Here is a 23,204-nt window from a genome sequence, read left to right as displayed (position 1 = left end):
CTATCTAACTCCTTTCTTCTTTAGATAATTGAAATAACTCCTCTATTTGTTGCAGTTGTTTTTCAATTGTAAATGTTTGGATAAAATCTGAATATTTTTCAGAAATTTTTTTCTCTCCAGTAATATAATTTTTAAGAGCTTCAATGACTTCTTGATTAGAATCAATCACTTCACCAAATTGTCCTTCATTCGATAATTCTAAAGCTCCTCCAACATTGGTAGAAACAAATGGAATTCCTAAAGTTACAGCTTCAACAACAGCTCCTGAAAATCCTTCTTGTTTTGATAAGGATAACAAAACTTTAGCTTGCTTTAAAATAGAATAAGGATTCTTTTGATAGCCTAAGAAATGAACCTTATTTTGTAATTGAAGACGTTCTACTTCTCCTTTTAAGAAGCTTTCTTGTTCTCCACTACCAATATAGTATAAATGAATATCAGATAATTCTTGTTGTAATTTAGTAAAGACTTCTAGTACACGATCCGTCCCTTTTAACTCTTCTAAACGACCTATAACACAAATACTATTTTTTTCCAAGGTAACTGGGGCAACTTCTTCTGATTTTTCAAGAAGAGAGCTAAAATCATACCCATTATAAATCGTTTGAATTTTATCGTTAAACATTGGATAAACTGTTTCAATCGATTCTCTTGTTTTTTTAGAAATTGCAATAATTTTATCCGCACTACTTAATTGTTCATAATGATTATTACGATAGTGAGCTTGACTTTCCTCTAAAAATGCTTCAATACTTCCATGAATCCAAGCAATTTTCTTAACTCCTTCTCTCTTAGAAAAAGGGAAAGCTGGATTCATAATGGTAAAGGATACTTCAATATCATATTCATCTTTGATTAACCATTTTCTTACTAAATGTGGAAAATAAATTCTTAGACGCCATAAAATTGAATCTATCACTCGTCCATAACTTTTCTTCTTATAAGGTTTTAAAATTCTAACGCCTGCTGGAACAGCTTCATATCCCTTATCAAAATGTTCCATTTCTAAAATATCGATCTGATATTTTTCAGGGTCTAAATTCGATACAATGGTAGATAGAATTTTTTCCGCTCCTCCTCCTAACGAGAAAGACCATAAAAAGAAAAGTACTTTTTTCTTATTTTCCATAATATTCACCTTTATAATGAGTATAGCTCTTCTCTAAATCCACTAAAACTGCATCATGATGAGCTACTTGTTTTTCTACTGGTGGAGGTGTCATATAATCTCCAAAAGCAGTTTTTAAATAAGCATCATACCCAATTGGAATTGGTAATTCCGTTTCTTCAAAAGGAAGCCATAAAGCATCTTCAAAACTTGAAATTGGATACTTTTTCTTCATATAGTATGGACCAGAACAAAGTTCAGTAATCCCATCACTTTCTTCTTTTGTATATTTTGTCATTTCAGCTTCAGCTTTTTTCCAAATTTTATAACGAAGTTTTTTAGAAGGAACAAGTGCTAATAATGCTTGACTTCCCCACTTCATAATTCCACCATGTTTTTCTGGAATGGTTTGCGCACAAAATAGTGAATAGACTAAAGCAGCTATCACTTGTTTTTTACGTGATAGCCCATTAGCTGGATAATAATCCAATGGAAGTACATCTAAGGCTAATCCATGTGGAATATCCAAATCTTGTTGATAAGGTTTGATACAGGTTGTTTGTGTATCTCTTATCGTAATAAATAAATTACGGTCGATATAATTTTCATTACTTTTTGAAAGTTGATAACGACTATCTGCCTTTTGTGGCCATAGTTGTGCTAATTTTTCATAATCTTTTCTTGGCATAAAGAAATCTAAGTCGTCATCCCAAGGAATAAATCCTTTATGTCGTAGAGTTCCAATGGCTCCTCCACCACATAAGTAGCAAAGCAAATCATTTTCTTTACAAAATTGAACGAAATACTCTGCCATTTCTAAACACTTCTCTTGAAGTGGTTCCATGATTTCACCTCATTATTAAATATCCCATTTCGCTACTGTCTTAAATGGTGTAACAGTATCTTCTTCAAAGAAATGATAAATATCTTGAATATCTTGAATTTTATTTGATTCATGAATAATTAAATTCAATCTTGAATGTACTTGAGGGCGTTCCATCATTTGAACAGCTCCTTCAAAATCTTCACGTCCTGAACGTGAACTTCCAACCCAAGTTAAACCTTTTTCTAATATATCTCGTGTATTTAATGGAACTTCAAACTCGCTTACCCCCATCATAACAACTGCCCCTTGAGGTCTAATATGTTTAATAATATCTCGATAAGCCTCTTGAGTTCCCGTTCCACCAACACATTCAAAAGCATGATCAAACGTGAAATCATCTTCAATTTCACTCACATCATAAACTTCATCTGCAAAAGAGAATAAACGTAATTTATCATGATTTTTTCCAACTACAATAATTGTCGAGTTAGGGAATTTTTCTTTTGCTAGTGTTGCAACAACATATGCTAAACTTCCGGACCCCCATACGACAATACGGTCTCTTCTTGAATGTGCTACTTGTTTCATTCTTGTAATCCCATGAATCCCAACGGAAACAAATTCAGTAATTGCAGCAACTTTTGATGGAATCGTTTCATATTTCACCACACGATTTTTAGGAATTGTGACAAATTCTCTCATAAATCCATCATGTCCACTTGAACGGAAATAACCACCTTTCACATAGTTTTCATAAAATTCTGTTCCCTCTTCAAATTCTTTTGGAGGTTGATTTGGAATCATGACGACTTTATCTCCAGGTTTATACGTCCCAGAAGCATCACTTACAACAATCCCACAACATTCGTGAATTAATGCCATTGGTAATTTTTTTTGTAAAATTTTTGGTGGTCGTGTTCCTTGAAAATAACGTTGGTCTGCATGACATAGTGCAATATAATTTGGTCTAACAACTACTGTATCTTCTTGCTCCATTTCAACGTCTTCATATTTCACAGAAAAATAATGCGGACGAATCAATTGATAAACTCGATTAATCACTTAGATCTCTCCCAACATCGCTTCAGCAATTTTTAAATCCGTTACTGTCGTAATTTTAATATTTGAATATTCCCCTTGAACTAATCCAACAGGAGTATTATTTAACACAAACACTTTACAAGCATCTGTTAAAATTTGTTTCACATCGTCTTCCATTGATTCGTAAATATCTACAAACGCACGAATCTTGAACGTTTGTGGTGTTTGTCCTTGATACATATGTGTACGATTTGGAATAGATGAAATAACTTTTCCATCTACCGATTCCACAATTGTATCATTTGCAAGAACGACTGTATCTGCTACATCATACTCTTTCATGGCAGCAATATTTTCTTGAATCATTCGATAAGATACAAAAGGACGTACTGCATCATGAGTAATTAAAATATCATCTGTCGTTTCATCAGATTTTTCTTGAATATCCTGAATAATATTCATAATACTATCGTTTCTATCTTTCCCACCTGAAACAACACGAATTTTTTCTTTTTGAGTTGGGACATATTTATTCAGCAGGTCTTCAAAGTAAGTCATCCAATTTGGATGAACGGCTACATAAATCACATCAATATCTGGAACAAATAAAAATTTCTCGACAGTATGCATAATAATCGGTTTTTGCCCTAATGTTAAAAACTGTTTGGGCATATCTTGAATTCCCATACGAGTTCCCGTACCACCAGCAAGTATTCCGGCGTAAATCATTCGACTTCCTTCTTTCTATGGTGTAGTTAAATATAATAAGTTTTCTCTTTGTTGTAATAATGGATATGTTGTCACGGATTTTTGTCCTAAATATTTACGGATTAAATTTGATTTTTCTAGTAATTCTTCATCTGTTGCATAAGAATAATAAATTTGTTCTCCAATCGAATTCGTTAATAATAATGAACGTTCTTCAATAAATGCTTGTTCTAAATTATCAAATGAAGGTCCATAAGTATTTTTCAAAGCCATAATTCTACCAATTGGAATATCTGTTTTAACATTGTTTTTGACAGCATTCATTATTTTTTCAAAATTTGTAATAGAATTAAAGGACATCATTTTTTTCACTAACTGTTCAATGACAATTCTCTGACGTTTTTGACGACCATAATCTCCTTCTGGATCATCATAACGCATTCTTGCAAAGCGTAAAGCACTTTCTCCGTCTAATAATTCTGTTTTTCCTTCTACAAATGAACGTTCTTCATATGTGAAAGTTAGTGGACTAGTTACTTCAATACCACCTACTGCATCTACAAATTCCATTAATCCTGACATATTAATTTCCATATAAAAATCAATGGTCGTATCAAATAATTTTTCTACAGAATTAATCGCCATTTTAGCTTGTCCATATGCATATGCATGATTAATTTTATCATACGTATTCATACCAACAATTTCAGTATAAGTATCACGAGGAATACTTAATAATTGAGCTTTTTTATCTGTAGGATTGGCTGTTAATAACAGCATTGTATCACTACGTCCATCTTCTGTAGGACGTCCATATGCCCCATTATCAATCCCTAATAATAAAACATTAATAGGTTTAGCATTTTCAATGATTTCTTTTGCTTCTTCTTCTGTACGATTCCCTACATCTTGTGTAATTGTATTTACTGTTTGATGAAATAAATTCAATTTATCAGCAAAAACAATAGAAGCTCCTACTAATAAAGCTGTCATCAGTATAAAGATAAATAACAGTTTTCCTTTTTTCTTTTTATGTCTCCTTTTTGAACGAAGACCAAAATCGTGATGTTCTACCATTTGCTTTCCTCAAATTCTATTTAAATTATTGATTATTAATTGTTTGAACCATTCGCTTCTGTTGAAGCAGGTTTAGGTGCAATTGTTGTATTAGTTGGTGCTGGAGCAAGCTCTACTGAACTTGTTTCTGTTCTTGTAGGTGCCACAGTCGTTGGTTGACTAGGTTGAGCCGGTTGAGTATTTTTTGTTGTTTCAACTTTTTTATCATCCGTTTTTTGAATAGTTGATGAAGTTGTTGTATTCACAGTAGTTGGTGCTACTGGAGTTACAGGTGTAACAGGTTGCTGATTTTCAACTTGAGGTACTGTTGCAGGTTCAACATACTCATCTGCACTTTCCTCTTGATAAAATACTGGATTTGATGGTTGATGATTTTCAACATTTGGTACAATTTGTGTCTCATTCGTTTCAATATGTTTTAATGTCTCAACTTTTTCTAATTCTAGATTTTCACGTAATACATTTGAAATACGTAATCTTTCATCTTCTGGAACAACAAAATAGTAAATTCCACCAATCATTGTACCTGCTCCACTAATTTTATCACTTTCAAAATTTTTCAAAGCCTTTGGATAATTATTTTTAACAGATAGTAATTTATCTAATGTGAAGTTTGTTCGAACCGAATTTTCTAAAGTATTTAAAATCTCTTCATAGCGAGTGACAGAAGTGATATTTAATAATTTTTCAACTAATTTTTGAATCACATATTGCTGTCTCTTTTGACGTCCCATATCACCTTCGGGATCATCATATCGCATTCTTGCATATCTTAAAGCTGCTTCTCCATCTACATGACGATCAACACCTTCTGTAAATGATTCTCCTTCATAAGTAAAAGTTAATACTGGAGTAATCTCTAACCCTCCAACAGCATCCACTAAGCCCATTAATCCACCCATATCGACCGTTACATAATAATCAATTGGAATATTTAACATGTTTTGAACGCTATTAATTGACATCTTTTCTTGTCCAAATGCATAAGCATGATTGATTTTATCATTAGTTCCATAGCCAATAATTTCAGTATAAGAATCTCGTGGAATACTTACGATTGTTGTTTTTCCTAGTTTTTCATTCACAGTTACAACTAACATTGTATCACTACGACCAACTTCTGTTCCACGTCCATAAGCTCCATTATCAATCCCTAATAATAAAACAGAGAAACTGTCATTATCCGTAATTTCTTTTTCACGTAAATTAACGGTTTCTACTTCTTGGTGAATCGCATTTTCTACTTTTGCTAATCGAGCACGAATATAAGCTCCTGTTACCGTAATTAATGTAGCTGCCAATACAATAAAAAATATTGTCCATTTTCTTCTTTTATTTTTTTGAATTTTTTTATGAATATGATTTTCTAATCTGCTCAAACTGTTCAACCTCTCTTTTATCTACAATCAATTTATTATACCATAATTCCTCTTAATCATGAGGAGAGATTTACTACTTTTTAACAATTTTACTGTTTATTATTTTCAAAATATGTTTTCTTCCACCAAAATCCTTCAATCCAACCACGAATAGTTCCAATTCCATAAGAGATATGGACAGAAATCATCATAAATGGAATCAATAATCGAGTGATATGAAATGGATGTGTTGAAATTTCGAAAATAGATAATCCAATAATCGCTAATAAATAAACACTCACTAATAATAAGAAAGGTAATACTGAAATACCTGCAACTAAAATAGTTGCTAATAAAGTACTTACAAAAATTCCAGGTACAAAATGGAATAAAGATAAGCATTCACGACATACATGACTTGTTAATCCAATCCAATAACCATTTCCATATTTTTGTTTTAACATTTTTGAGAAGGTAGGACGAATATATTGGAAAGATTCAATCGAAGTATCATACCAAATTTTAAATCCATTTTTACGGATACGATAATGAAACTCGTTATCTTCCGTACGAACTAATTTTTCATCAAAATATCCTACTTTTTCAATGACTTCTTTATGATACATACCTTGGAATACAGAATCGACATAACGACTCTCATCACCTTTACGATAATTAGCGATGCTACTCCCTAACGCAGATTCTTCTACAATGTGTAATGTCTTCGCTAATTCATCATCTGTTTCAACAATCGTTGGTCTTCTTCCCCCGCAAACTCTTTCTCCTCTTTCAATCACATTTACATTTTTTTCAATGAAATCTTCTGGAATATGAGAATGAGCATCAATTTTTAAATAACAATCTCCATCTGAATGTTTAAATCCTAAATTTAAACCTGTATTCAATGTTTTCTTAGGATTATCAAAAATCTTAATCGCATAAAATTCATGTTGATATTTTTCTTGAAACTCATTCATTAAACTTCTTGTTCGGTCTGTTGACATCGCATTAATTAAAACAATTTCAATTTGTTTATGTGGATAAGTTTGATGTACTAAACTTTCAAAAATTGCTGGTAAATAATTTTCTTCGTTATAAGCGCTAATTGATACTGAAACTAACATAATTTCTCCTTAATCTGTGTTTATGAAAAGAAGGCTGGAGCATTGTCCAGCCTTCTCTATTTTATTTCTTTTTATTCGCAATATCAATTAATTCATCGTGTAATTCTTGTTCTGAATAATCTTCAAACTTTTCAATAAAGTCATAAACACGATCAATTTTTGAATTGTCTGCAATTCCAATATGAATTTTAGGGAAGATTTGTTTTGGATTAATTTCTCCCTCGTTCAATAACTCTTCATACATTTTTTCACCAGGACGTAAACCAGTAAATTTAATTTCAATATCATCTTCACTGTAACCTGATAAACGGATTAGATTTTTCGCTAAATCAACAATACGAACTGGTTTGCCCATATCTAATACGAAAATTTCTCCTCCACGTGCAAGAGAGCCAGCTTGAATTACTAATTGTGCTGCTTCTGGAATCGTCATAAAGTAACGAACGATATCTGGGTGAGTTACTGTAATTGGTCCACCTTTAGCAATTTGTTTCTTAAATAATGGAATAACAGAACCTCTTGATCCTAATACATTCCCAAAACGTACAGCTACATATTTCGTTGAATCACTCTTCGTTGCCATATCTTGAACAATCATTTCGCATAAGCGTTTTGTTGCTCCCATAATATTCGGTGGGTTAACAGCTTTATCCGTTGAAATCATTACAAATGTTTTTACTTTTGCATGATTAGCAGCTTCAGCAACATTACGAGTCCCTAAAATATTATTTTTCACTGCTTCTCTTGGATTAATCTCCATTAGAGGCACATGTTTATGTGCTGCAGCATGATACACAACGTCTGGACGGTATTTTTCCATTACTTCAAAAATACGTTTTCTATCTTGAACATCAGCAATAACAGGCGTAATTCTAAAATGTTCTGCATATTTTCCAAGTAATTCCATATTTAATTGATAAATACTATTTTCTCCATGTCCTAAAATAATCAATTCTTTTGGACGGAATGAAGAAACTTGTCGACAAATTTCAGAACCGATTGAGCCACCTGCTCCAGTTACTAAAATACGTTTTCCACGCAATTGTTTTTCAATTAACGTTTGATCCAATTCAACTGGATCTCGACCAAGTAAATCTTCGATTTCAACATTTCTTAATTGTTGTACATGTAAATTTCCTGACATTACTTCATCAATATTTGGAAGAATGACACATTCTGCTCCAGTTTTACGTGCAACATCATATACTTCGTTTAATTTTTTATTTGGCAACGAAGGCATTGCAATAACAACTTTTGTAATTCCCATTTGTTGAACAATTTTTTCAATATCTTTTGTTGTTCCTAAAATACGAACGCCATAAATATCTTTTCTTTGTTTTTCTGGATCATCATCAACAAAGGCTACTGGCATCATTCTCATTTTTGGATGCATTAACATTTGACGTACTAATAAAGTTCCTGCTGCTCCTGCCCCAACAATTAAAGTTGGTTTTGCATTTTCCATGACAACACTATCTACAAAGTACTCTCTAAAAATACGCATCGAAAGACGAACGCCACCTACTGCACAGACAAGTAATAGCCATAAGACTACTACAAATTGCCAAGTTACTAATGTTTTAAACCAAACAATTCCTGCAATGGTTGAAACAATGACTGCAGCACTGACACATTTTACAACAGTAATGACTTCATAAACACTCGCATATTCCCAATCTCTCCAATATAAATTTAAGAAATAAGAAAACACATAATAAGCTGCAAGTGATAATAATGCAGTAACTGTTAATGCATGGATATTACGAATTAATCCTTCAGTTACAAGTCTAAAACTTAAAAATACAGAACCTAGTACGATGATTGAGTCTAATACGAATAGTAATAAAATTTTTAATCGATTATTCATCTACACTTCTCCTTACTCCATCATTAAGCTTCTAATACTTCTTGAACGACTTCTTTATAGTTTTTCACAATATATTGAATATCTTCGTCAGAAAGTAAAGTGTGTAATGGTAAGGTTACTTCATTTTCGAAATAACGATATGCATTCGGATAATCTTTAATATCAAATCCTAAATTTTTATAAGCTGTTAATAATGGTAATGGTTTATAGTGGACATTACATGAAATACCACGTTCTGCCATTTTTTCAATAATTTTACCTCTTTGTTCGTAAGAAGCTCCATTTACTCTTGTAATATATAAGTGTCTTGAAGATTCATAATAATCTGTTTGATGTGGTAAAACTTGAATCACATCAGATTTTAAACCAGCATCTAATTGGTTTACGATTTCTTTTCTACGATTTAAAATTCCTTCATAACGCTCTAATTGGGCTAAACCAATGGCAGCCATAATATCTGCCATATTACATTTGTACCCTGGAATTTCAATATCATATTCCCATGAACCTGGTTTTGTCTTCGCTAAGGCATCTTTTGTTTGTCCATGTAAGGAATAAATTTGGAATGCACGATAAATTTCTTCATCATCTAAACCATTTTTAGGATTCCAAGTAATACAGCCACCTTCAGCAGTTGTTAAATTCTTAACGGCATGGAATGAATAAGAAGCAAAGTCAGCCACTTGTGCAACTGATAAGCCATTAATCGTTGTTCCCATCGCATGAGCTGAATCTGAAACTACAATGATTCGATTAAAGCGAGCTTGAAGTGCATTGTTGGCTGAGAATAAGTCTTTTTTCTTCTCTACTACTTCAAAAATACGTGTATAGTCACAAGGTACTCCACCTAATTCAACTGGAATAATCACTTTAGTTGCTGGTGTTATTGCTTGTTCTAATAAATCATAATTCATTTCATAATGATTTTCTTGAATATCTACTAATACTGGAGTTGCTCCAACATGTTCGATGACACTACATGAAGCTGTATAAGTATAAGCCGGAACGATGACTTCGTCTCCTTCACCAATTCCTAATACTCGTAAAGCTAATTCCAAAGCAGCTGTTGCTGAATTTAAACAAACTGTTTTATCCGTTCCTAAATATGCTGCTAATTGTCTTTCAAACTCTTTTGTTTTTGGTCCAGTTGTAAGCCAACCTGATTTAAGCACTTCTGTTACTAATTCAATTTCTCGATTGCTAATATCTGGTGGTGAAAATGGAATATTTCTAAGCATGTCTCTTAACCTCCGAATGTTTATTTACTATCTTAAAACAGCAAATACAGTTTGAAGCATTACTTTTATATCTTGAGCAACACTTACTTCTTCAATATAATCGATATTATATTGCATTTTTTCTGGAAGGATTTTTTGGATATAAGCTTCATCAGCTGTTAATCCTTTCTCCATCCATTTAGAAATTTTATCTGCTTCATTTCTAAACTCAATACTTGATTTTGAAGTAATTCCTGCTGGTAACAATAATGTAACCATCATTTCTTCAGAATAGGCATCTACATATTTCTGTACCTCAGGACGAGTTCCTACAAAACTCATATCTCCAATTAACACATTAATCAATTGTGGTACTTCATCTAAACGGAAACTTCTAATCTTTTTCCCAATTTTTGTAATTCTTGAATCATTATCTTGAGTGACTAATGGTCCCATTTTATCAGCATTCATTACCATTGTACGGAATTTAAAAATTCTAAATACTCTTCCATATGTCGTAATTCGTTGCTGTCGATAAAATACTGGGCCGCCATCTTCTAGCTTAATACAAATACTTAAAACTAAAAATACTGGCGATAATAGTACTAAAAGAATTAATGACAAACAGATGTCAAAAAGACGTTTGAAAACCAACGTCGTTTTTTTCTTTTTCAGTACTTCCATTGCTTTTAAAGTATAATGATTTCTCATAAATTCTGGCATTTGATGTTCTGTTTTCATATCTACTCCTCTCATGCCTAATAAACCTTCATCATTATAGCACAAATTCCATCACTGGAATAGCTTTCCAATAGTTTTTTAATAAAACAAGGAAAGTTTTCTGAGTTTTTCTTAATATTTTTGATAATCTTCCTTTTGTTTTCCTTAATTGCAACAAAAAAGACTTTTCATATAGTCATAGAGTTAAACTATGCTAGATTAGAAAAGTCAATTTTATTTAATTTTTATAAATGCTGAATTAAATTCTTCCAAATTTCTTTTGCTAATAAATGTTTAGAAACTTTCGGCAATAAAATTTCTTGACCAGTTTTTGATAGAATAGTTACTTGATGCATATCGGCACCAAAACCAATAGACTGATTTGAAACATCATTTGCAATAATAAAATCTGCATTTTTCTTAACTAGCTTTTGTTTAGCAAACTCAATGACTTGATGCGTTTCTGCTGCAAATCCGATAACTGTTTGCCCTTCTTTTTTCAAACTTCCTAATTGTTTTAAAATATCTGGATTTTTGACTAGAGTTAAAGTAATTTCATCTTTATCATCTGTTTTTTTCATTTTTTGAGTTGCTGGTTCTTTTACTCGATAATCTGATACTGCAGCTACCATAATGGCAATGTCTACTGATGAAAAATGATTCAATACTTTTTCTTGCATGTCTCTAGCAGATTCAACATACTCAATTTTCAATCCATTAGGAACAGGTAAAGTAGTTGTCGCAGAAATTAAAATAACTTCTGCACCTTTTTTGACAGCATCTTCTGCTAATGCATACCCCATTTTCCCAGAAGAATCATTCGAAATATAGCGAACTGGATCAATTCTTTCTTTCGTTCCACCTGCCGTAATTAAAACTTTTTTCCCTAATAATGGCTGTTCTTCTTGCTCAAACAAATTCATTTCTTTTATTTGTTGCAGAACTTCCTCAGGTTCAGGTAATCTTCCTTTTCCTGAATATCCTTCTGCTAAGAAACCCACCGTTGGTTCAATGAAATGAACACCCTCTTTTTGTAATTGGGTACAATTTCTTACTGTAGCTGGATTTTCCCACATATGTTCATTCATAGCAGGAACAATCACTTTAGGAGCAGTTGTAGCAAGTAATGCACTTGTCACAAAATTATCTGCAATTCCATTTGCCATCTTTGCAATTGTATTGGCTGTTGCTGGGATGACAATCGCTAATTCACTCCAGTCTGCAAAATGAATATGTTGAACAACTGATGGGTCATTTTCATCAAAAGTATCCACCATTACTTTTTCTTTCGTTAATACTTGAAACGTCAAAGGTGAAACAAATTGACAAGCTGCTTGAGTCATTGCAACTTTTACTTGTGCACCTTCTTTAATTAATAATCTTACAAATAAAAGAGCTTTATATGCTGCAATTCCTCCTGTAACATATACTGCTACTTTCTTTTGATTAAGCATTCTTCATTCTCCGTTTTTCCATTAATTTTAAAAGAACTCCACCCACAACTGGTACAATAATAGCAGAAGCAATTGCTTCTGGAACTCCATTTGTTCCAACAATCGTCATTAAAAATACTGGCAATTCACCAAGAGTTTTTTGTAATTTTTCAGCATATTGATTTCCTATAAGGAAATAAATTAAAGATAATACTAGAGTTGTGTTTAATAAACTTCCGAATGCTCCTACAATACTCATTCTCAAATGATTAGATGAAATAACTTTTTGTAAAGCTACGAAAAGTAGTCCGGAAAGTAATCCAACTAGTGCTCGAGGAACAATTGAAATTAAAGGATTTGTAAACACTAATAAACTAATGGCACTTCCTGAAGTAAATGCTCGAATAAAAGAGCATACACCCCAAACCGTTCCTAGTAATAATCCCGTTTGCCACCCCATTATACAAGCACCAATAATCACTGTAATATGAATAATCGTAATATCAATGACTACTAATGGTAAATTCCCTAAAAATGGAATAAAACTTTGTAAAATAATAATTGAAATTAAAATGGCTGTGAAAACCAATTGAAAAATTTTATCTTTTTTCATATAAACACCCCTATTTACATTTTTCCATCATTATACTCTTTGATTTTGTTACATGCAATGAAAAATCACTTCCTAGTATCTTTCTTTAACTTTTTTCCTTCAATTGAGCACTAAAAGCGGTTGATTTCTCATACGATTAGCATTTTTTATTTATTTTCAAAATACGCTCGTACTTTTGGAGCAACCTCACATCCAAATAATTCAATCGCTTTTAAAATATCTTCATGTTGCATAGAACCTAATGGTAAATGTAACATGAAGCGATCTAGCCCCAATACTTCAATCATTTTAATTAATTTATTGGCTACTGTATCAGGGCTACCAACTAGCATTGCTCCTTCTGGACTAACACTTGATAAATATTGTTCAAATGTTAATGGTTGCCAAAATGGACGGTCTTTTGAAATAGCATCGACAACTTGTTTAGTTGGATGGAAATATTTTTGAATCGCTTCTTCATCTGTTTCAGCAATAAATCCCCAAGAATGAGATGCTACTTTTAATTGTTTTTCAGAGTATCCTGAGGCAATTCCAATTTTTTTATAATAATTGATTAATCCTTTAAAATTCTCATACTTTCCACCAATAATGGCATATGCAATCGGCAACCCTTTTCGTGCAATTTTAACGGTAGATTCTGCATTTCCACCAGTTGCTACCCAAATCGGAAAATCTTCTTGAACAGCACGTGGATATACTCCTTTATGATTAACTGTTTGAGTCAACTTCCCTTGCCAATCTAATATTTCTTCTTCCTTAATTTTTTCAAGCATCTCCAATTTTTCATCAAATAATTCTTCATAGTTGGATAAACTATAACCAAACAGTGGGAATGATTCTGTAAAAGAACCACGTCCTACCATAATTTCACTTCGTCCATTTGAAATGGCATCAATAGTTGCATATTGTTGATACACCCGTATTGGATCAGAAGAAGATAATACTGTTACTGCTGAACTTAATTTAATATTCTTTGTAACAGCCGCTCCTGCTGCCAATATAATTTCTGGCGCTGAAACCGCAAAATCTTTACGATGATGCTCACCAATCGCATAAATATCCAAACCCACTTCATCTGCTAACTTCATCTCTTCTATTAATTCACGAATGCGTTCATCATGTGTAGGAGTAATGCCTGTTTCTTCAATTTCAGTTGTTTCACCAAAAGTACTAATTCCTAATTCAATCATGAGACTTCTCCTTTATTCTTCAATATCAAAACAATTGTCTCAAATTTAAGAATCTTAGTCGATTTTTTTGCTTATCGACATATACATCGTTAGAAACAAAAAAAGAGTGAGATTTATCTCACTCTAAATCATTTCAAATTATAATTTTGAAACTGCTTCTTCAACTAATGCTTCAACTTCTTGTACTGTTGCACATTCATTGATTGCTTTATCTGCTAATGCTTTCATATCTTCTAATGTTAATTTAGAAATTAAGCTACGTGTTTTTAATACACTTGATGCAGACATTGAGAACTCATCTAAGCCTAAACCAACAAGTAATGGTACAGCTGTTTGATCTCCAGCCATTTCTCCACACATTCCAGCCCATTTACCTTCTTTATGTGCTGAATCAATTACATGTTTAATTAATGTTAAAATTGATGGATTATATGGTTGGTATAAGTATGAAACGCGTTCATTCATACGGTCAGCAGCCATTGTGTATTGGATTAAGTCATTTGTTCCAATACTGAAGAAATCAACTTCTTTAGCAAATTGATGTGCTAATACTGCTGCTGCAGGAATTTCAATCATAATCCCTACTTGAATGTCGTCGCTAACTGCAACACCTTCTGCAACTAATTTAGCTTTTTCTTCTAATAATAATGCTTTTGCTCCACGGAAATCGTTTAATGTCGCAATCATTGGGAACATGATACGTAATTTACCGTAAACTGATGCACGTAATAATGCACGTAATTGAGTACGGAACATTTCAGGTTCATTTAATGAAATACGAATTGCACGGTATCCTAAGAATGGATTCATTTCGTGTGGTAATGGTAAGTATGGTAATTCTTTATCCCCACCAATGTCCATTGTACGAACAACAACAGGTTTACCATTCATTCCTTCTAATACAGCTTTATACGCTTCAAATTGGTCTTCTTCAGTTGGCATATCATGAGAATCCATATATAAGAATTCAGTACGATATAATCCAACACCTTCAGCACCATTATTGATTACTCCTTCTAAATCTTTTGGAGTTCCAATGTTTGCTGCTAATTCCACTTGATGACCATCTTTTGTAAATGTATCAGCATCTTTTAATTTTTCCCATTCAGCTTGTTGCGCTGCAAATGCTTCTGCTTTCGCACGGTATTCAGCAACTACATCTTCAGAAGGGTTTAAGAATACATCTCCTGATAAACCATCGATAATGATTAAATCACCATCTTTAGCTAATGATGTAATTTCTTTTGTACCTACAATTGCAGGAATTTCTAATGAACGAGCCATAATCGCTGAGTGAGAAGTACGTCCACCGATATCTGTTACGAATGCCTTAACATATTGACGATTTAATTGAGCTGTATCACTTGGAGTTAAGTCTCCAGCAACAACCACCACTTCATCTTTGATTGTAGCAGGGCTAGGGATTTTAACACCTAATAAATTTGCTAAAATACGTTTTGATACGTCACGGATATCCGCTGCACGTTCTTGCATATATGGATTATCTTCCATACCAGCAAAAATGCTAATAAACATATCTGAAACTTCTTTTAAAGCATGTTCAGCATTTACTTTTTGAGAAGTAATTGCATCTTTTACTTGACCCACTAATTCAGGATCACTTAATACCATTAAGTGAGCTTCAAATACTTGAGCTTCTTCTTCTCCTAAATTTTTTAATGCTGTTTCTTTAATTAATTCAATTTCTTTTGTAGAAACTGCTAAAGCTTCTTCTAAACGAGAGATTTCTTTATCTGTGTTTTCTACACTAATTTTTGTAAAGCTTAAATCTGGCTCAGTTAATGTATAAACTTTTGCAATTGCAATACCATCGCTGGCTGCAATACCTTGTAAAGTTGGTTTCATATTACTCAGCTAATCCTTCTTTTTTCATTGTTTCTTCGATTCCAGCAAGAGCTTCTGCTGCATCTTCACCATCAGCTGTAATCACTACGTCAGCACCTTGACCAACACCTAATGACATAACGCCCATGATTGATTTTAAGTTAACAGATTTACCTTTGTATTCTAATTGAATATCTGAAGCAAATTTGCTAGCTGTTTGAACTAATAATGTCGCTGGACGAGCGTGAATTCCTGTTTCTGCAATTACGTGATATTCTTTCTTTTCCATGAAAAAAACTCCTTTGAAAATAAATTTTTATTAAGGATTGTAACAATTACTAGTATGACTAGCAAACGTATACACTCCTCTCATTAAGTTAGGTTACCATGTTTTTATAATTTTAACAACTATTTCTATCCATATTTTAATAAATTTTTTATCATAAATTACTTCCTCTATTTCTAAAAAAGCTTTTTTTATTTTTTTGAATTTAAATAATGAATTTTTCAGAAAAAAAGAGTATAATAGTAGAAAGAGATTACAGTAAAGGGTGTATGAAAATGAAGTTAATTGATATTACGAATAGTCATTTAAAACTTGTTAAAGAACAATTAGCCAATACGGATGCATTTTTCGTAAAAGTGTATTCATTAGGTCAAACAACCGTTATTTATGAAGATGCTGCTACTCATAAAGATATTGTTATTATCAATCGTAAACGTCGTGTGAAAGATAATGAAATTGAATTTGTTGTTCATCGTTTACTTCATACAAACTGCGAAGGTTTAGATATCATTTATGCTGATAACTTTGTTGAAATTAGTATTCCAGTAGAGAAACCAAAAATAAATTTTTCTTAGAATGTTCTTAAGGACACCTGTACTGTCACAATGTAGAATTAAAAAAAACGAGATTGAATTTGTTCAATCTCGTTTTTACTTTTAATTTTAAGATAATTGATTTCGCCACTCTAATAATTTTTCCACATCATCTTGGTGAATAGTTCCTGATGCTACTGCTTCTTCTATCAAAACAGGATAATTGGTTAGTGTAGTATATTCCACTTCTTCTTGCGAAAAAGCTTCATGAGCTTTAGTTAACTCATAACTAAAAATTGCTACAACTCCTAATACTTCAGCTCCAGCTTCTCTTAGAGCTTTTGCGACTTTTAAAGATGATAAACCAGTAGAAATTAAATCTTCAATAATAACTACTTTTTGTCCTTCTAATACTCTTCCTTCAATTTGATTTGTTTTTCCATGTTTTTTTGCAGTATCTCGAACATAAATCATCGGTAAATCTAACACTTCACTGACCCAAGCAGCATGAGGAATACCTGCTGTTGCAGTTCCAGCTATAACTTCTACTACTGGATATTTTTCTTTTATGACTTCTACCATTCCTGCAGCAATTTCTTTACGAATACTTGGATAAGACATTGTAATTCGATTATCACAATAAATTGGTGATTTAATGCCTGATGTCCATGTAAAATAATCATTTGGTCTTAATGCTACAGCTTCAATCGCTAATAATTCTTTGGCAAGTTTATGTTGTATTGTCATATTCTTCTCCTTTATTTTATAAATTGTTCTTTAATAAAATGATATACTTCTACTGGATTTTCTGCCTTTGTAATAGAACGACCTACAACGATATGCGTACTTCCTTCAAGACTTGCAACTTTAGGAGTTGCCACACGTTTTTGATCGCCTACTTCATCTGTTTCAAGTCGAATTCCGGGAGTCACTTTTAAGAAGTCTTCTCCACAATTTTCAGTAATTTTTCCAGCTTCCCAAACAGATGAAACAACTCCATCTAAACCTGCTTGTTTTGCTAACTTCGCATAATGAATGACACTTTCCTCTAAAGAAAGAGGGATACATTGATACTCTCTCATATCTTGTTCTGAAGTAGAAGTTAATTGAGTAATGGCAATAACATTTGTGTCAAAACTTCCACCATCTACCATCCCTTGTTTAGCTGCTTTTAGCATTTCATAGCCACCTGCAGCATGTACGGTTAAAATATCGACATGGAACTGTGCCAATCCTTTAGATGCACCATAAACTGTATTTGGAATATCATGTAATTTCAAGTCCAAAAAGATTTTATGTCCTAATGTTTTAATTTTTTCAACGACTACTTGTCCATTTTGTAAATATAATTCGAGCCCTATTTTTACAAATAATTTTTCATCACCAAATTTTTCTAAAAATTCTAATGATTCCTCCACTGTTGGAAAATCTAATGCAACAATGACTTCTTTTTTCATCCTACCACTCCTTCTTTATTGATAAGCTCGTCCACGCAACTCTAGTAGATGATGCACTCCTAATTCATCAAGAGCACCTTCTAATCGATCAATAATTTTTGGACAAACATACGGATCTGTAAAGTTTGCTGTTCCAACTGCCACCGCACTTGCTCCTGCTGAAATAAAATCAATGACATCCCATTCATCCATAATACCGCCCATTCCAATAATAGGGATATTGACTGCTTGCGACACTAAATAGACCATTCGAATGGCTACAGGTTTAATTGCTGGTCCAGATAATCCACCCGTTACGTTCGCAATAATGGGCTTCCCTGTTTTTCTATCTAAACGAATCCCTACTAATGTATTGATCATCGTGATTCCGTCTGCCCCGCCTTCTTCAACGGATTTTGCCATTGAAACAATATCTGTTACATTGGGAGATAGTTTTACATAGACAGGTACGCTAGAAGCCGCTTTTACTTTTTCTGTTAATGTTCTGGCAACACATGGATCTGTTCCAAATTGAATTCCTCCATGTTTTACATTTGGACAAGAAATATTTAATTCTAATGCATGAACATTGGGAGCTTTACTAATATGTTCTGCAACATAAGCATAGTCTTCAATTTCACTTCCTGCAACATTCGCAATAATTGGTACATCATATTTTTCTAATGCTTTTAATTTAGTCTCCATTATTTCATGCACCCCTGGATTTTGTAACCCAATCGCATTCAACATTCCACTAGAAGTTTCTGCCACCCTAGGAGTTGGATTCCCAAATCGTGGTTCTTTTGTTGCTGCTTTAATCATAATGGCGCCTAATTTACTTAAATCATAAAAATGAGCATATTCTAAGCCAAATGCAAAGCACCCAGAGGCTGGCATAATAGGATTCTTCAAATCTAAACCTGGTAATTTCACTCTTAATCTCTCGCTCATCATTTCCTCCTATAGTGCTAACTCTCTAGTATCATAAACAGGTCCATCATAACAAACTCTTGAAATTGTGCCGTCTTTTTTCTCGCAAACACAGGCATAACAAGCTCCTACCCCACAAGCCATTCGCTCTTCTAGCGATACATACCCCATTTTTTCCTCATCCATTTGAGTTAAGGCTTTTAACATGGCAAATGGTCCGCAACTAAAATATTTATGGTAGTCTACTGCATATTTTTTTATAACATCTGTTACAAAACCTTTTTCACCATAACTACCATCAGCAGTTGCGATATACGTTGTTCCAAGTTTTGCAAATTCATCTTCATAAAAGACATCTTTAATATTATTAAATCCTAATATATGAATCGTTTGGATTCCTTTTTTCCGAAATTGTTTCGCTAATTCATACAATGGAGGTACACCAATTCCACCTCCAACAATCAAAGCTGTTTGTCCTTCTTCTAAAACTTCTAAATCATATCCTTTTCCAAGTGGACCTAAAATATCTACTATTTCTCCTTCTTTTAATTCAGAGATAATCTTCGTTCCAGCTCCGTCTGCTCGATAGACGATGACAAATGATTTTTTTTCATGATTAATCTCGCAAATGGAAATCGGTCTTCTTAATAGAAATTCATAACTATTATTCACTTTAATATTGACAAATTTCCCAGGTGTCGTCATTTCTTGAACGATATCCCCTTGTAATTCCATTCGAAATATTTTATCCGCAATTTTTTCATTACTGATAACCCTTGTCATATAAGTATCCATGCAAATACTCCTTTGCCATTTTTTCATTTGCTTATTAACTGTCAAAATCATTCATTCCTATAAATCTGAGAAAACTTCCTTATCTTGATACGCAATGTTTCCTTCACATAAAGTTAACACTGGAATCCCATATATTTTCTCACCAATATAAGGAGTATTACGTCCTTTTGATAAAAATTGATTTGGATCAATCTCCATTGATTTTTCTAAATCAATAACGACTAAATCTGCGAATCCATTTTCTTTTAATCGACCATATGGCAATCCAAAGGTATCTGCTACATTTTCACTCATCTTCTTCACTAGAAAATCTAATGAAAAAACTCCTGGTTTAACGAATTTTGTATAAAGTTGACTAAAAGCTGTTTCACTACCGACTATTCCAAATGCTGCTTTTGTCATTGTTAATTCCTTTTCGTGTGGTGCATGAGGTGCATGGTCTGTAGCAATGACATCAATCGTTCCATCTAATAACCCCGAAATTAAAGCATTGCGATCTTCAGCTGATCTTAATGGTGGATTCATTTTCCACATTCCATTATCTTCTGGGATATCCATTTCATCACTCATTAAATGATGAGGGCATACTTCACACGTTACTTTAATCCCAGCAGCTTTTGCATCTCTCACGACTCTGACAGATTCTTTTGTAGAAACATGACATACATGGTAATGACAACCTGTTGCTTCGGCTAACAACACATCTCGAGCAATTTGAACACTTTCGCAAACTGATGGAATACCTGGCAATTGCAATTCTCTACTTCTTCTTCCACAGTGCATACAACCACCACGAATGAGTGAATTATCTTCACAATGAGCCACAATCGCTTTATCAAGACTTGCAGCAACTTTCATGGATTCAAACATCATATTCGCATCTTGAACGCCACGACCATCATCACTAAAGGCAAAAACGAAATTTGCTAATTCTTTAAAATTAGCATATTCCTTTCCTTGCTCTCCTTTTGTAATTGCTCCAAAAGGAATAGCACGAATCACTGAATCACGTTCAATAATATCTAATTGCAATTTTAAATTTTCATAACAATCTGGAACAGGATTTAAGTTCGGCATTGGCATTGCAGTCGTAAATCCACCACGTGCTGCAGCTCTTGATGCATGATAAATCGTTTCCTTATATTCAAAACCAGGTTCTCTCCAATGGACATGAACATCAATAAATCCAGGAGAAATAAATTTTCCTTTTAAATCTAGAACTTTTGCTTCAGCATTTTCAATCGAATCAGAAATTTGAATGATTTTTTTCCCATCAATTAAAAGATCTTTTTGAACTAAAACACCCTGTTCTAAAATTTGACCATTTTTTAACAGTAACATGTGCTTCTCCTTTTTATAATTGATTGTCTTTAATAACTTTTTCAATCATTGCTTGTCTCATAAACATTCCATTTTTCATTTGTTCAAAAATAACTGATTTTGGAGCTTCAACTAATTCGGATGCAATTTCTACATCTCTATTAACAGGAGCTGGATGCATGATAATCGCTGTTTCTTTTAATTTTTCATATCTTTCTGGCGTTAAACCAAATTGTTCATGATATTCTTCTTTTGTTAAGCCCATTTTTTCAGCATGTCTTTCATGTTGTACTCTTAATAACATACATACGTCCACTTCACCAATGACCTCATCAAAATCAACGACTTCTCCAAGTGTTTCATCTTTATAAATATCCGGACATACAAATCGAACTTTTGCACCTAATCTTGTTAACATACGATAATTACTTTTAGCCACTCTAGAATTTTTTATATCTCCAGCAATAATGATATTTAAATTTTCAAATGTTCCGAATTTTTCATACATTGTCATTAAATCTAATAAACATTGGCTAGGATGCTCCCCACTACCATCTCCACCATTTAAAATCGGAATATTTAAATTTTTCAACTCTTCATAATAAGCATTTTGACTGTGACGAATCACTAATAGATTACAACCCAACATTTCTAAAGTTTTACAAGTATCGTATAATGTTTCACCTTTATTCACAGAAGAAGTTGCTACTTCAAAATTAATCACTTTTAATTTATGTTTATGCTCTGCAATCTCAAAACTATGTTTCGTGCGAGTAGAATTTTCAAAAAACAGATTAGCAACATATAAATCATCTCTAGATTCAACATGTTTTCCATTCTTTATTTCCAAACTTCGATGAATTAATTGGAAAACTTCCTCATTTGTTAAATCTCCCATTTTTACAATATTTTTCATAAAATTTCCTCCTTCTGTTTATAAAAAAATACCTTGTAATCCAAAGACTACAAGGTATCCTGATTTTATTTTTAAATTTAAGTTATTATTTGAATGGTCACGCAAAAAATCTATACTCAAATAAGCTTGTAACGTTAAATTCAATCCCTTGTTAGCCTCTCTGGACTATTTTAAAAAGATAGTGTTTATTCCATTTTGTTACGAACTACTACTGACTGCTGAAATCTTTTTGCGACATCAATTCCTTTCGTTCGAATGCTTTCATTTCAAAGACATCCAACAATTTAAAATGAGTTGCTCATCAAAAGAATACTGTTTTTTATAAAAAATAGCCTACTTATATAAGTAGGTTCAGCCATAAAAAACTTCGTTTTCTATCATTAAATCTTTGCTGACCTCTCTGGATCACATTAAAGATGAGTTATTCAAATTGTCAACAGTATATAGGAAAAAAATCTATTTGTCAATGACCAAATTTCATTTTTTAAGGTGAAAAGAGGAACTTTGGATATAGCATTGGCACAAAACAGTTTTGCTGGCTACTGGCGTCCTATGCTACATCAGACAAAGTCTATTTAATAACGGGCTCTCGTTAAATCACGCCAAATTAAAAAGACTTTTCGAGGTAGCAAGGGTAAGAGTAGCCACGTTGGCTACTCTTACTCGGGGAAAATCGAGACCTTAGGCTCGATTTTTAGGTATGAGATTCGCTTCGCGAAGCTGCTGCCGTCCCTTGCTACATCAGACAAAGTCTCATTACTAACGGACTCTCGTTAAATCACGTCAAATTAAAAAGACTTTTCGTCGTAGCAAGGGTAAGAGTAGCCACGTTGGCTACTCTTACTCGGGGAAAATCGAGAC

The 23,204-nt window shown here is 32.9% G+C and carries 22 protein-coding genes; 1 reads left to right on the top strand and 21 read right to left on the bottom strand.

The genetic code is table 11. The features are described 5' to 3' along the window. Window positions 1-4: 4 nt before the first annotated feature. The 15 genes from RYK07_RS05560 to RYK07_RS05490 form a co-directional block, all read right to left on the bottom strand. The gene (locus RYK07_RS05560) at window positions 5-1,129 is read right to left on the bottom strand and encodes a glycosyltransferase (protein ID WP_314852818.1); all 1,125 of its coding nucleotides are present in this window, start codon (window positions 1,127-1,129) and stop codon (window positions 5-7) included. Beyond that, window positions 1,119-1,952: a phosphorylcholine transferase LicD gene (locus RYK07_RS05555; protein WP_314852816.1), complete on the bottom strand. Its 834-nt coding sequence runs from the start codon at window positions 1,950-1,952 to the stop codon at window positions 1,119-1,121. The genes RYK07_RS05560 and RYK07_RS05555 overlap by 11 nt, the downstream gene beginning before the upstream one ends. 15 nt (window positions 1,953-1,967) lie before the next feature. Next, entirely contained in the window at window positions 1,968-2,996 is a 1,029-nt protein-coding gene (locus RYK07_RS05550; RefSeq protein WP_314450932.1) for an alcohol dehydrogenase catalytic domain-containing protein, read from the bottom strand. Continuing rightward, complete coding sequence (locus RYK07_RS05545; RefSeq protein ID WP_314450931.1) at window positions 2,997-3,704, bottom strand: 2-C-methyl-D-erythritol 4-phosphate cytidylyltransferase; 708 nt, start codon at window positions 3,702-3,704, stop codon at window positions 2,997-2,999. 15 nt (window positions 3,705-3,719) lie between these two features. Then, the gene (locus RYK07_RS05540) at window positions 3,720-4,760 is read right to left on the bottom strand and encodes an LCP family protein (RefSeq protein ID WP_314450930.1); all 1,041 of its coding nucleotides are present in this window, start codon (window positions 4,758-4,760) and stop codon (window positions 3,720-3,722) included. Between the two features lie 35 nt (window positions 4,761-4,795). Further along, window positions 4,796-6,139 carry an LCP family protein gene (locus RYK07_RS05535; protein ID WP_314852815.1) on the bottom strand — a complete coding sequence of 448 codons (1,344 nt, stop codon included), beginning with the start codon at window positions 6,137-6,139 and terminating at the stop codon, window positions 4,796-4,798. Window positions 6,140-6,228: 89 nt separating this feature from the next. Continuing rightward, window positions 6,229-7,242 (bottom strand): glycosyltransferase family 2 protein, encoded by a 1,014-nt coding sequence (locus RYK07_RS05530; RefSeq protein WP_314450928.1) that lies wholly within the window; start codon window positions 7,240-7,242, stop codon window positions 6,229-6,231. Between the two features lie 61 nt (window positions 7,243-7,303). Then, window positions 7,304-9,109, bottom strand: coding sequence for a nucleoside-diphosphate sugar epimerase/dehydratase (locus RYK07_RS05525; protein ID WP_314450927.1), 1,806 nt, complete (start codon window positions 9,107-9,109; stop codon window positions 7,304-7,306). 23 nt (window positions 9,110-9,132) lie between these two features. Then, window positions 9,133-10,347 (bottom strand): DegT/DnrJ/EryC1/StrS family aminotransferase, encoded by a 1,215-nt coding sequence (locus tag RYK07_RS05520; protein WP_314852813.1) that lies wholly within the window; start codon window positions 10,345-10,347, stop codon window positions 9,133-9,135. Window positions 10,348-10,374: 27 nt separating this feature from the next. Next, the gene (locus tag RYK07_RS05515; RefSeq protein WP_314450925.1) at window positions 10,375-11,067 is read right to left on the bottom strand and encodes a sugar transferase; all 693 of its coding nucleotides are present in this window, start codon (window positions 11,065-11,067) and stop codon (window positions 10,375-10,377) included. A gap of 224 nt (window positions 11,068-11,291) precedes the next feature. Next, window positions 11,292-12,500, bottom strand: coding sequence for a bifunctional phosphopantothenoylcysteine decarboxylase/phosphopantothenate--cysteine ligase CoaBC (gene coaBC / locus RYK07_RS05510; RefSeq protein ID WP_314852812.1), 1,209 nt, complete (start codon window positions 12,498-12,500; stop codon window positions 11,292-11,294). After that, window positions 12,493-13,092: an ECF transporter S component gene (locus RYK07_RS05505; RefSeq protein WP_314349367.1), complete on the bottom strand. Its 600-nt coding sequence runs from the start codon at window positions 13,090-13,092 to the stop codon at window positions 12,493-12,495. Before RYK07_RS05505 ends, coaBC begins: the two co-directional genes overlap by 8 nt. 146 nt (window positions 13,093-13,238) lie before the next feature. After that, complete coding sequence (locus RYK07_RS05500; RefSeq protein ID WP_314450923.1) at window positions 13,239-14,282, bottom strand: LLM class flavin-dependent oxidoreductase; 1,044 nt, start codon at window positions 14,280-14,282, stop codon at window positions 13,239-13,241. A gap of 138 nt (window positions 14,283-14,420) precedes the next feature. Next, the gene (gene ptsP / locus RYK07_RS05495) at window positions 14,421-16,148 is read right to left on the bottom strand and encodes a phosphoenolpyruvate--protein phosphotransferase (RefSeq protein WP_314450922.1); all 1,728 of its coding nucleotides are present in this window, start codon (window positions 16,146-16,148) and stop codon (window positions 14,421-14,423) included. A 1-nt stretch (window position 16,149) separates the two neighbouring features. Further along, entirely contained in the window at window positions 16,150-16,416 is a 267-nt protein-coding gene (locus RYK07_RS05490) for a phosphocarrier protein HPr (protein WP_314077390.1), read from the bottom strand. A 272-nt stretch (window positions 16,417-16,688) separates the two neighbouring features. On the opposite strand from RYK07_RS05490, the gene RYK07_RS05485 reads away from it, so the two are divergent. Then, a complete protein-coding gene (locus RYK07_RS05485; protein WP_314852811.1) occupies window positions 16,689-16,988 on the top strand; it encodes a DUF1827 family protein in 300 nt (99 codons plus the stop codon). An 87-nt stretch (window positions 16,989-17,075) separates the two neighbouring features. Here the strand turns inward: RYK07_RS05485 and pyrE are convergent, their stop codons facing one another. The 6 genes from pyrE to RYK07_RS05455 are packed head-to-tail and all read right to left on the bottom strand — an operon-like array spanning window position 17,076 to window position 22,343. Then, complete coding sequence (pyrE, locus tag RYK07_RS05480) at window positions 17,076-17,693, bottom strand: orotate phosphoribosyltransferase (protein WP_314450920.1); 618 nt, start codon at window positions 17,691-17,693, stop codon at window positions 17,076-17,078. Between the two features lie 11 nt (window positions 17,694-17,704). After that, a complete protein-coding gene (pyrF, locus tag RYK07_RS05475) occupies window positions 17,705-18,403 on the bottom strand; it encodes an orotidine-5'-phosphate decarboxylase (RefSeq protein ID WP_314852809.1) in 699 nt (232 codons plus the stop codon). 15 nt (window positions 18,404-18,418) lie between these two features. Beyond that, on the bottom strand, window positions 18,419-19,333 hold the full coding sequence (locus RYK07_RS05470; RefSeq protein ID WP_314852807.1) for a dihydroorotate dehydrogenase: 915 nt from the start codon (window positions 19,331-19,333) through the stop codon (window positions 18,419-18,421). 9 nt (window positions 19,334-19,342) lie between these two features. Next, window positions 19,343-20,134: a dihydroorotate dehydrogenase electron transfer subunit gene (locus RYK07_RS05465; protein WP_314852825.1), complete on the bottom strand. Its 792-nt coding sequence runs from the start codon at window positions 20,132-20,134 to the stop codon at window positions 19,343-19,345. Window positions 20,135-20,164: 30 nt separating this feature from the next. Further along, complete coding sequence (locus tag RYK07_RS05460) at window positions 20,165-21,448, bottom strand: dihydroorotase (protein ID WP_314852806.1); 1,284 nt, start codon at window positions 21,446-21,448, stop codon at window positions 20,165-20,167. 13 nt (window positions 21,449-21,461) lie between these two features. Continuing rightward, window positions 21,462-22,343 (bottom strand): aspartate carbamoyltransferase catalytic subunit, encoded by an 882-nt coding sequence (locus tag RYK07_RS05455; RefSeq protein WP_314852805.1) that lies wholly within the window; start codon window positions 22,341-22,343, stop codon window positions 21,462-21,464. Window positions 22,344-23,204 lie beyond the last annotated feature (861 nt).

Origin of the sequence: uncultured Granulicatella sp., assembly GCF_963528315.1 — a bacterium.
In the GTDB taxonomy this organism is placed as follows: domain Bacteria; phylum Bacillota; class Bacilli; order Lactobacillales; family Aerococcaceae; genus Granulicatella.
The sequence above is the reverse complement of the archived record's forward strand: the minus strand, read 5'-3'. Positions and strand labels throughout refer to the sequence as shown.

What these genes read in the sequence shown, in the direction of transcription:
- RYK07_RS05455 (WP_314852805.1), bottom strand. Translation starts at nt 22,343, where the DNA reads ATGAAAAATATTGTAAAAATGGGAGATTTAACAAATGAGGAAGTTTTC.
- RYK07_RS05520 (WP_314852813.1), bottom strand. Translation starts at nt 10,347, where the DNA reads ATGCTTAGAAATATTCCATTTTCACCACCAGATATTAGCAATCGAGAA.
- pyrE (WP_314450920.1), bottom strand. Translation starts at nt 17,693, where the DNA reads ATGACAATACAACATAAACTTGCCAAAGAATTATTAGCGATTGAAGCT.
- RYK07_RS05525 (WP_314450927.1), bottom strand. Translation starts at nt 9,109, where the DNA reads ATGAATAATCGATTAAAAATTTTATTACTATTCGTATTAGACTCAATC.
- ptsP (WP_314450922.1), bottom strand. Translation starts at nt 16,148, where the DNA reads ATGAAACCAACTTTACAAGGTATTGCAGCCAGCGATGGTATTGCAATT.
- RYK07_RS05490 (WP_314077390.1), bottom strand. Translation starts at nt 16,416, where the DNA reads ATGGAAAAGAAAGAATATCACGTAATTGCAGAAACAGGAATTCACGCT.
- coaBC (WP_314852812.1), bottom strand. Translation starts at nt 12,500, where the DNA reads ATGCTTAATCAAAAGAAAGTAGCAGTATATGTTACAGGAGGAATTGCA.
- RYK07_RS05485 (WP_314852811.1), top strand. Translation starts at nt 16,689, where the DNA reads ATGAAGTTAATTGATATTACGAATAGTCATTTAAAACTTGTTAAAGAA.
- RYK07_RS05540 (WP_314450930.1), bottom strand. Translation starts at nt 4,760, where the DNA reads ATGGTAGAACATCACGATTTTGGTCTTCGTTCAAAAAGGAGACATAAA.
- RYK07_RS05545 (WP_314450931.1), bottom strand. Translation starts at nt 3,704, where the DNA reads ATGATTTACGCCGGAATACTTGCTGGTGGTACGGGAACTCGTATGGGA.
- RYK07_RS05555 (WP_314852816.1), bottom strand. Translation starts at nt 1,952, where the DNA reads ATGGAACCACTTCAAGAGAAGTGTTTAGAAATGGCAGAGTATTTCGTT.
- RYK07_RS05505 (WP_314349367.1), bottom strand. Translation starts at nt 13,092, where the DNA reads ATGAAAAAAGATAAAATTTTTCAATTGGTTTTCACAGCCATTTTAATT.
- RYK07_RS05530 (WP_314450928.1), bottom strand. Translation starts at nt 7,242, where the DNA reads ATGTTAGTTTCAGTATCAATTAGCGCTTATAACGAAGAAAATTATTTA.
- RYK07_RS05515 (WP_314450925.1), bottom strand. Translation starts at nt 11,067, where the DNA reads ATGAAAACAGAACATCAAATGCCAGAATTTATGAGAAATCATTATACT.
- RYK07_RS05465 (WP_314852825.1), bottom strand. Translation starts at nt 20,134, where the DNA reads ATGAAAAAATGGCAAAGGAGTATTTGCATGGATACTTATATGACAAGG.
- RYK07_RS05460 (WP_314852806.1), bottom strand. Translation starts at nt 21,448, where the DNA reads ATGTTACTGTTAAAAAATGGTCAAATTTTAGAACAGGGTGTTTTAGTT.
- RYK07_RS05560 (WP_314852818.1), bottom strand. Translation starts at nt 1,129, where the DNA reads ATGGAAAATAAGAAAAAAGTACTTTTCTTTTTATGGTCTTTCTCGTTA.
- RYK07_RS05500 (WP_314450923.1), bottom strand. Translation starts at nt 14,282, where the DNA reads ATGATTGAATTAGGAATTAGTACTTTTGGTGAAACAACTGAAATTGAA.
- pyrF (WP_314852809.1), bottom strand. Translation starts at nt 18,403, where the DNA reads ATGAAAAAAGAAGTCATTGTTGCATTAGATTTTCCAACAGTGGAGGAA.
- RYK07_RS05470 (WP_314852807.1), bottom strand. Translation starts at nt 19,333, where the DNA reads ATGAGCGAGAGATTAAGAGTGAAATTACCAGGTTTAGATTTGAAGAAT.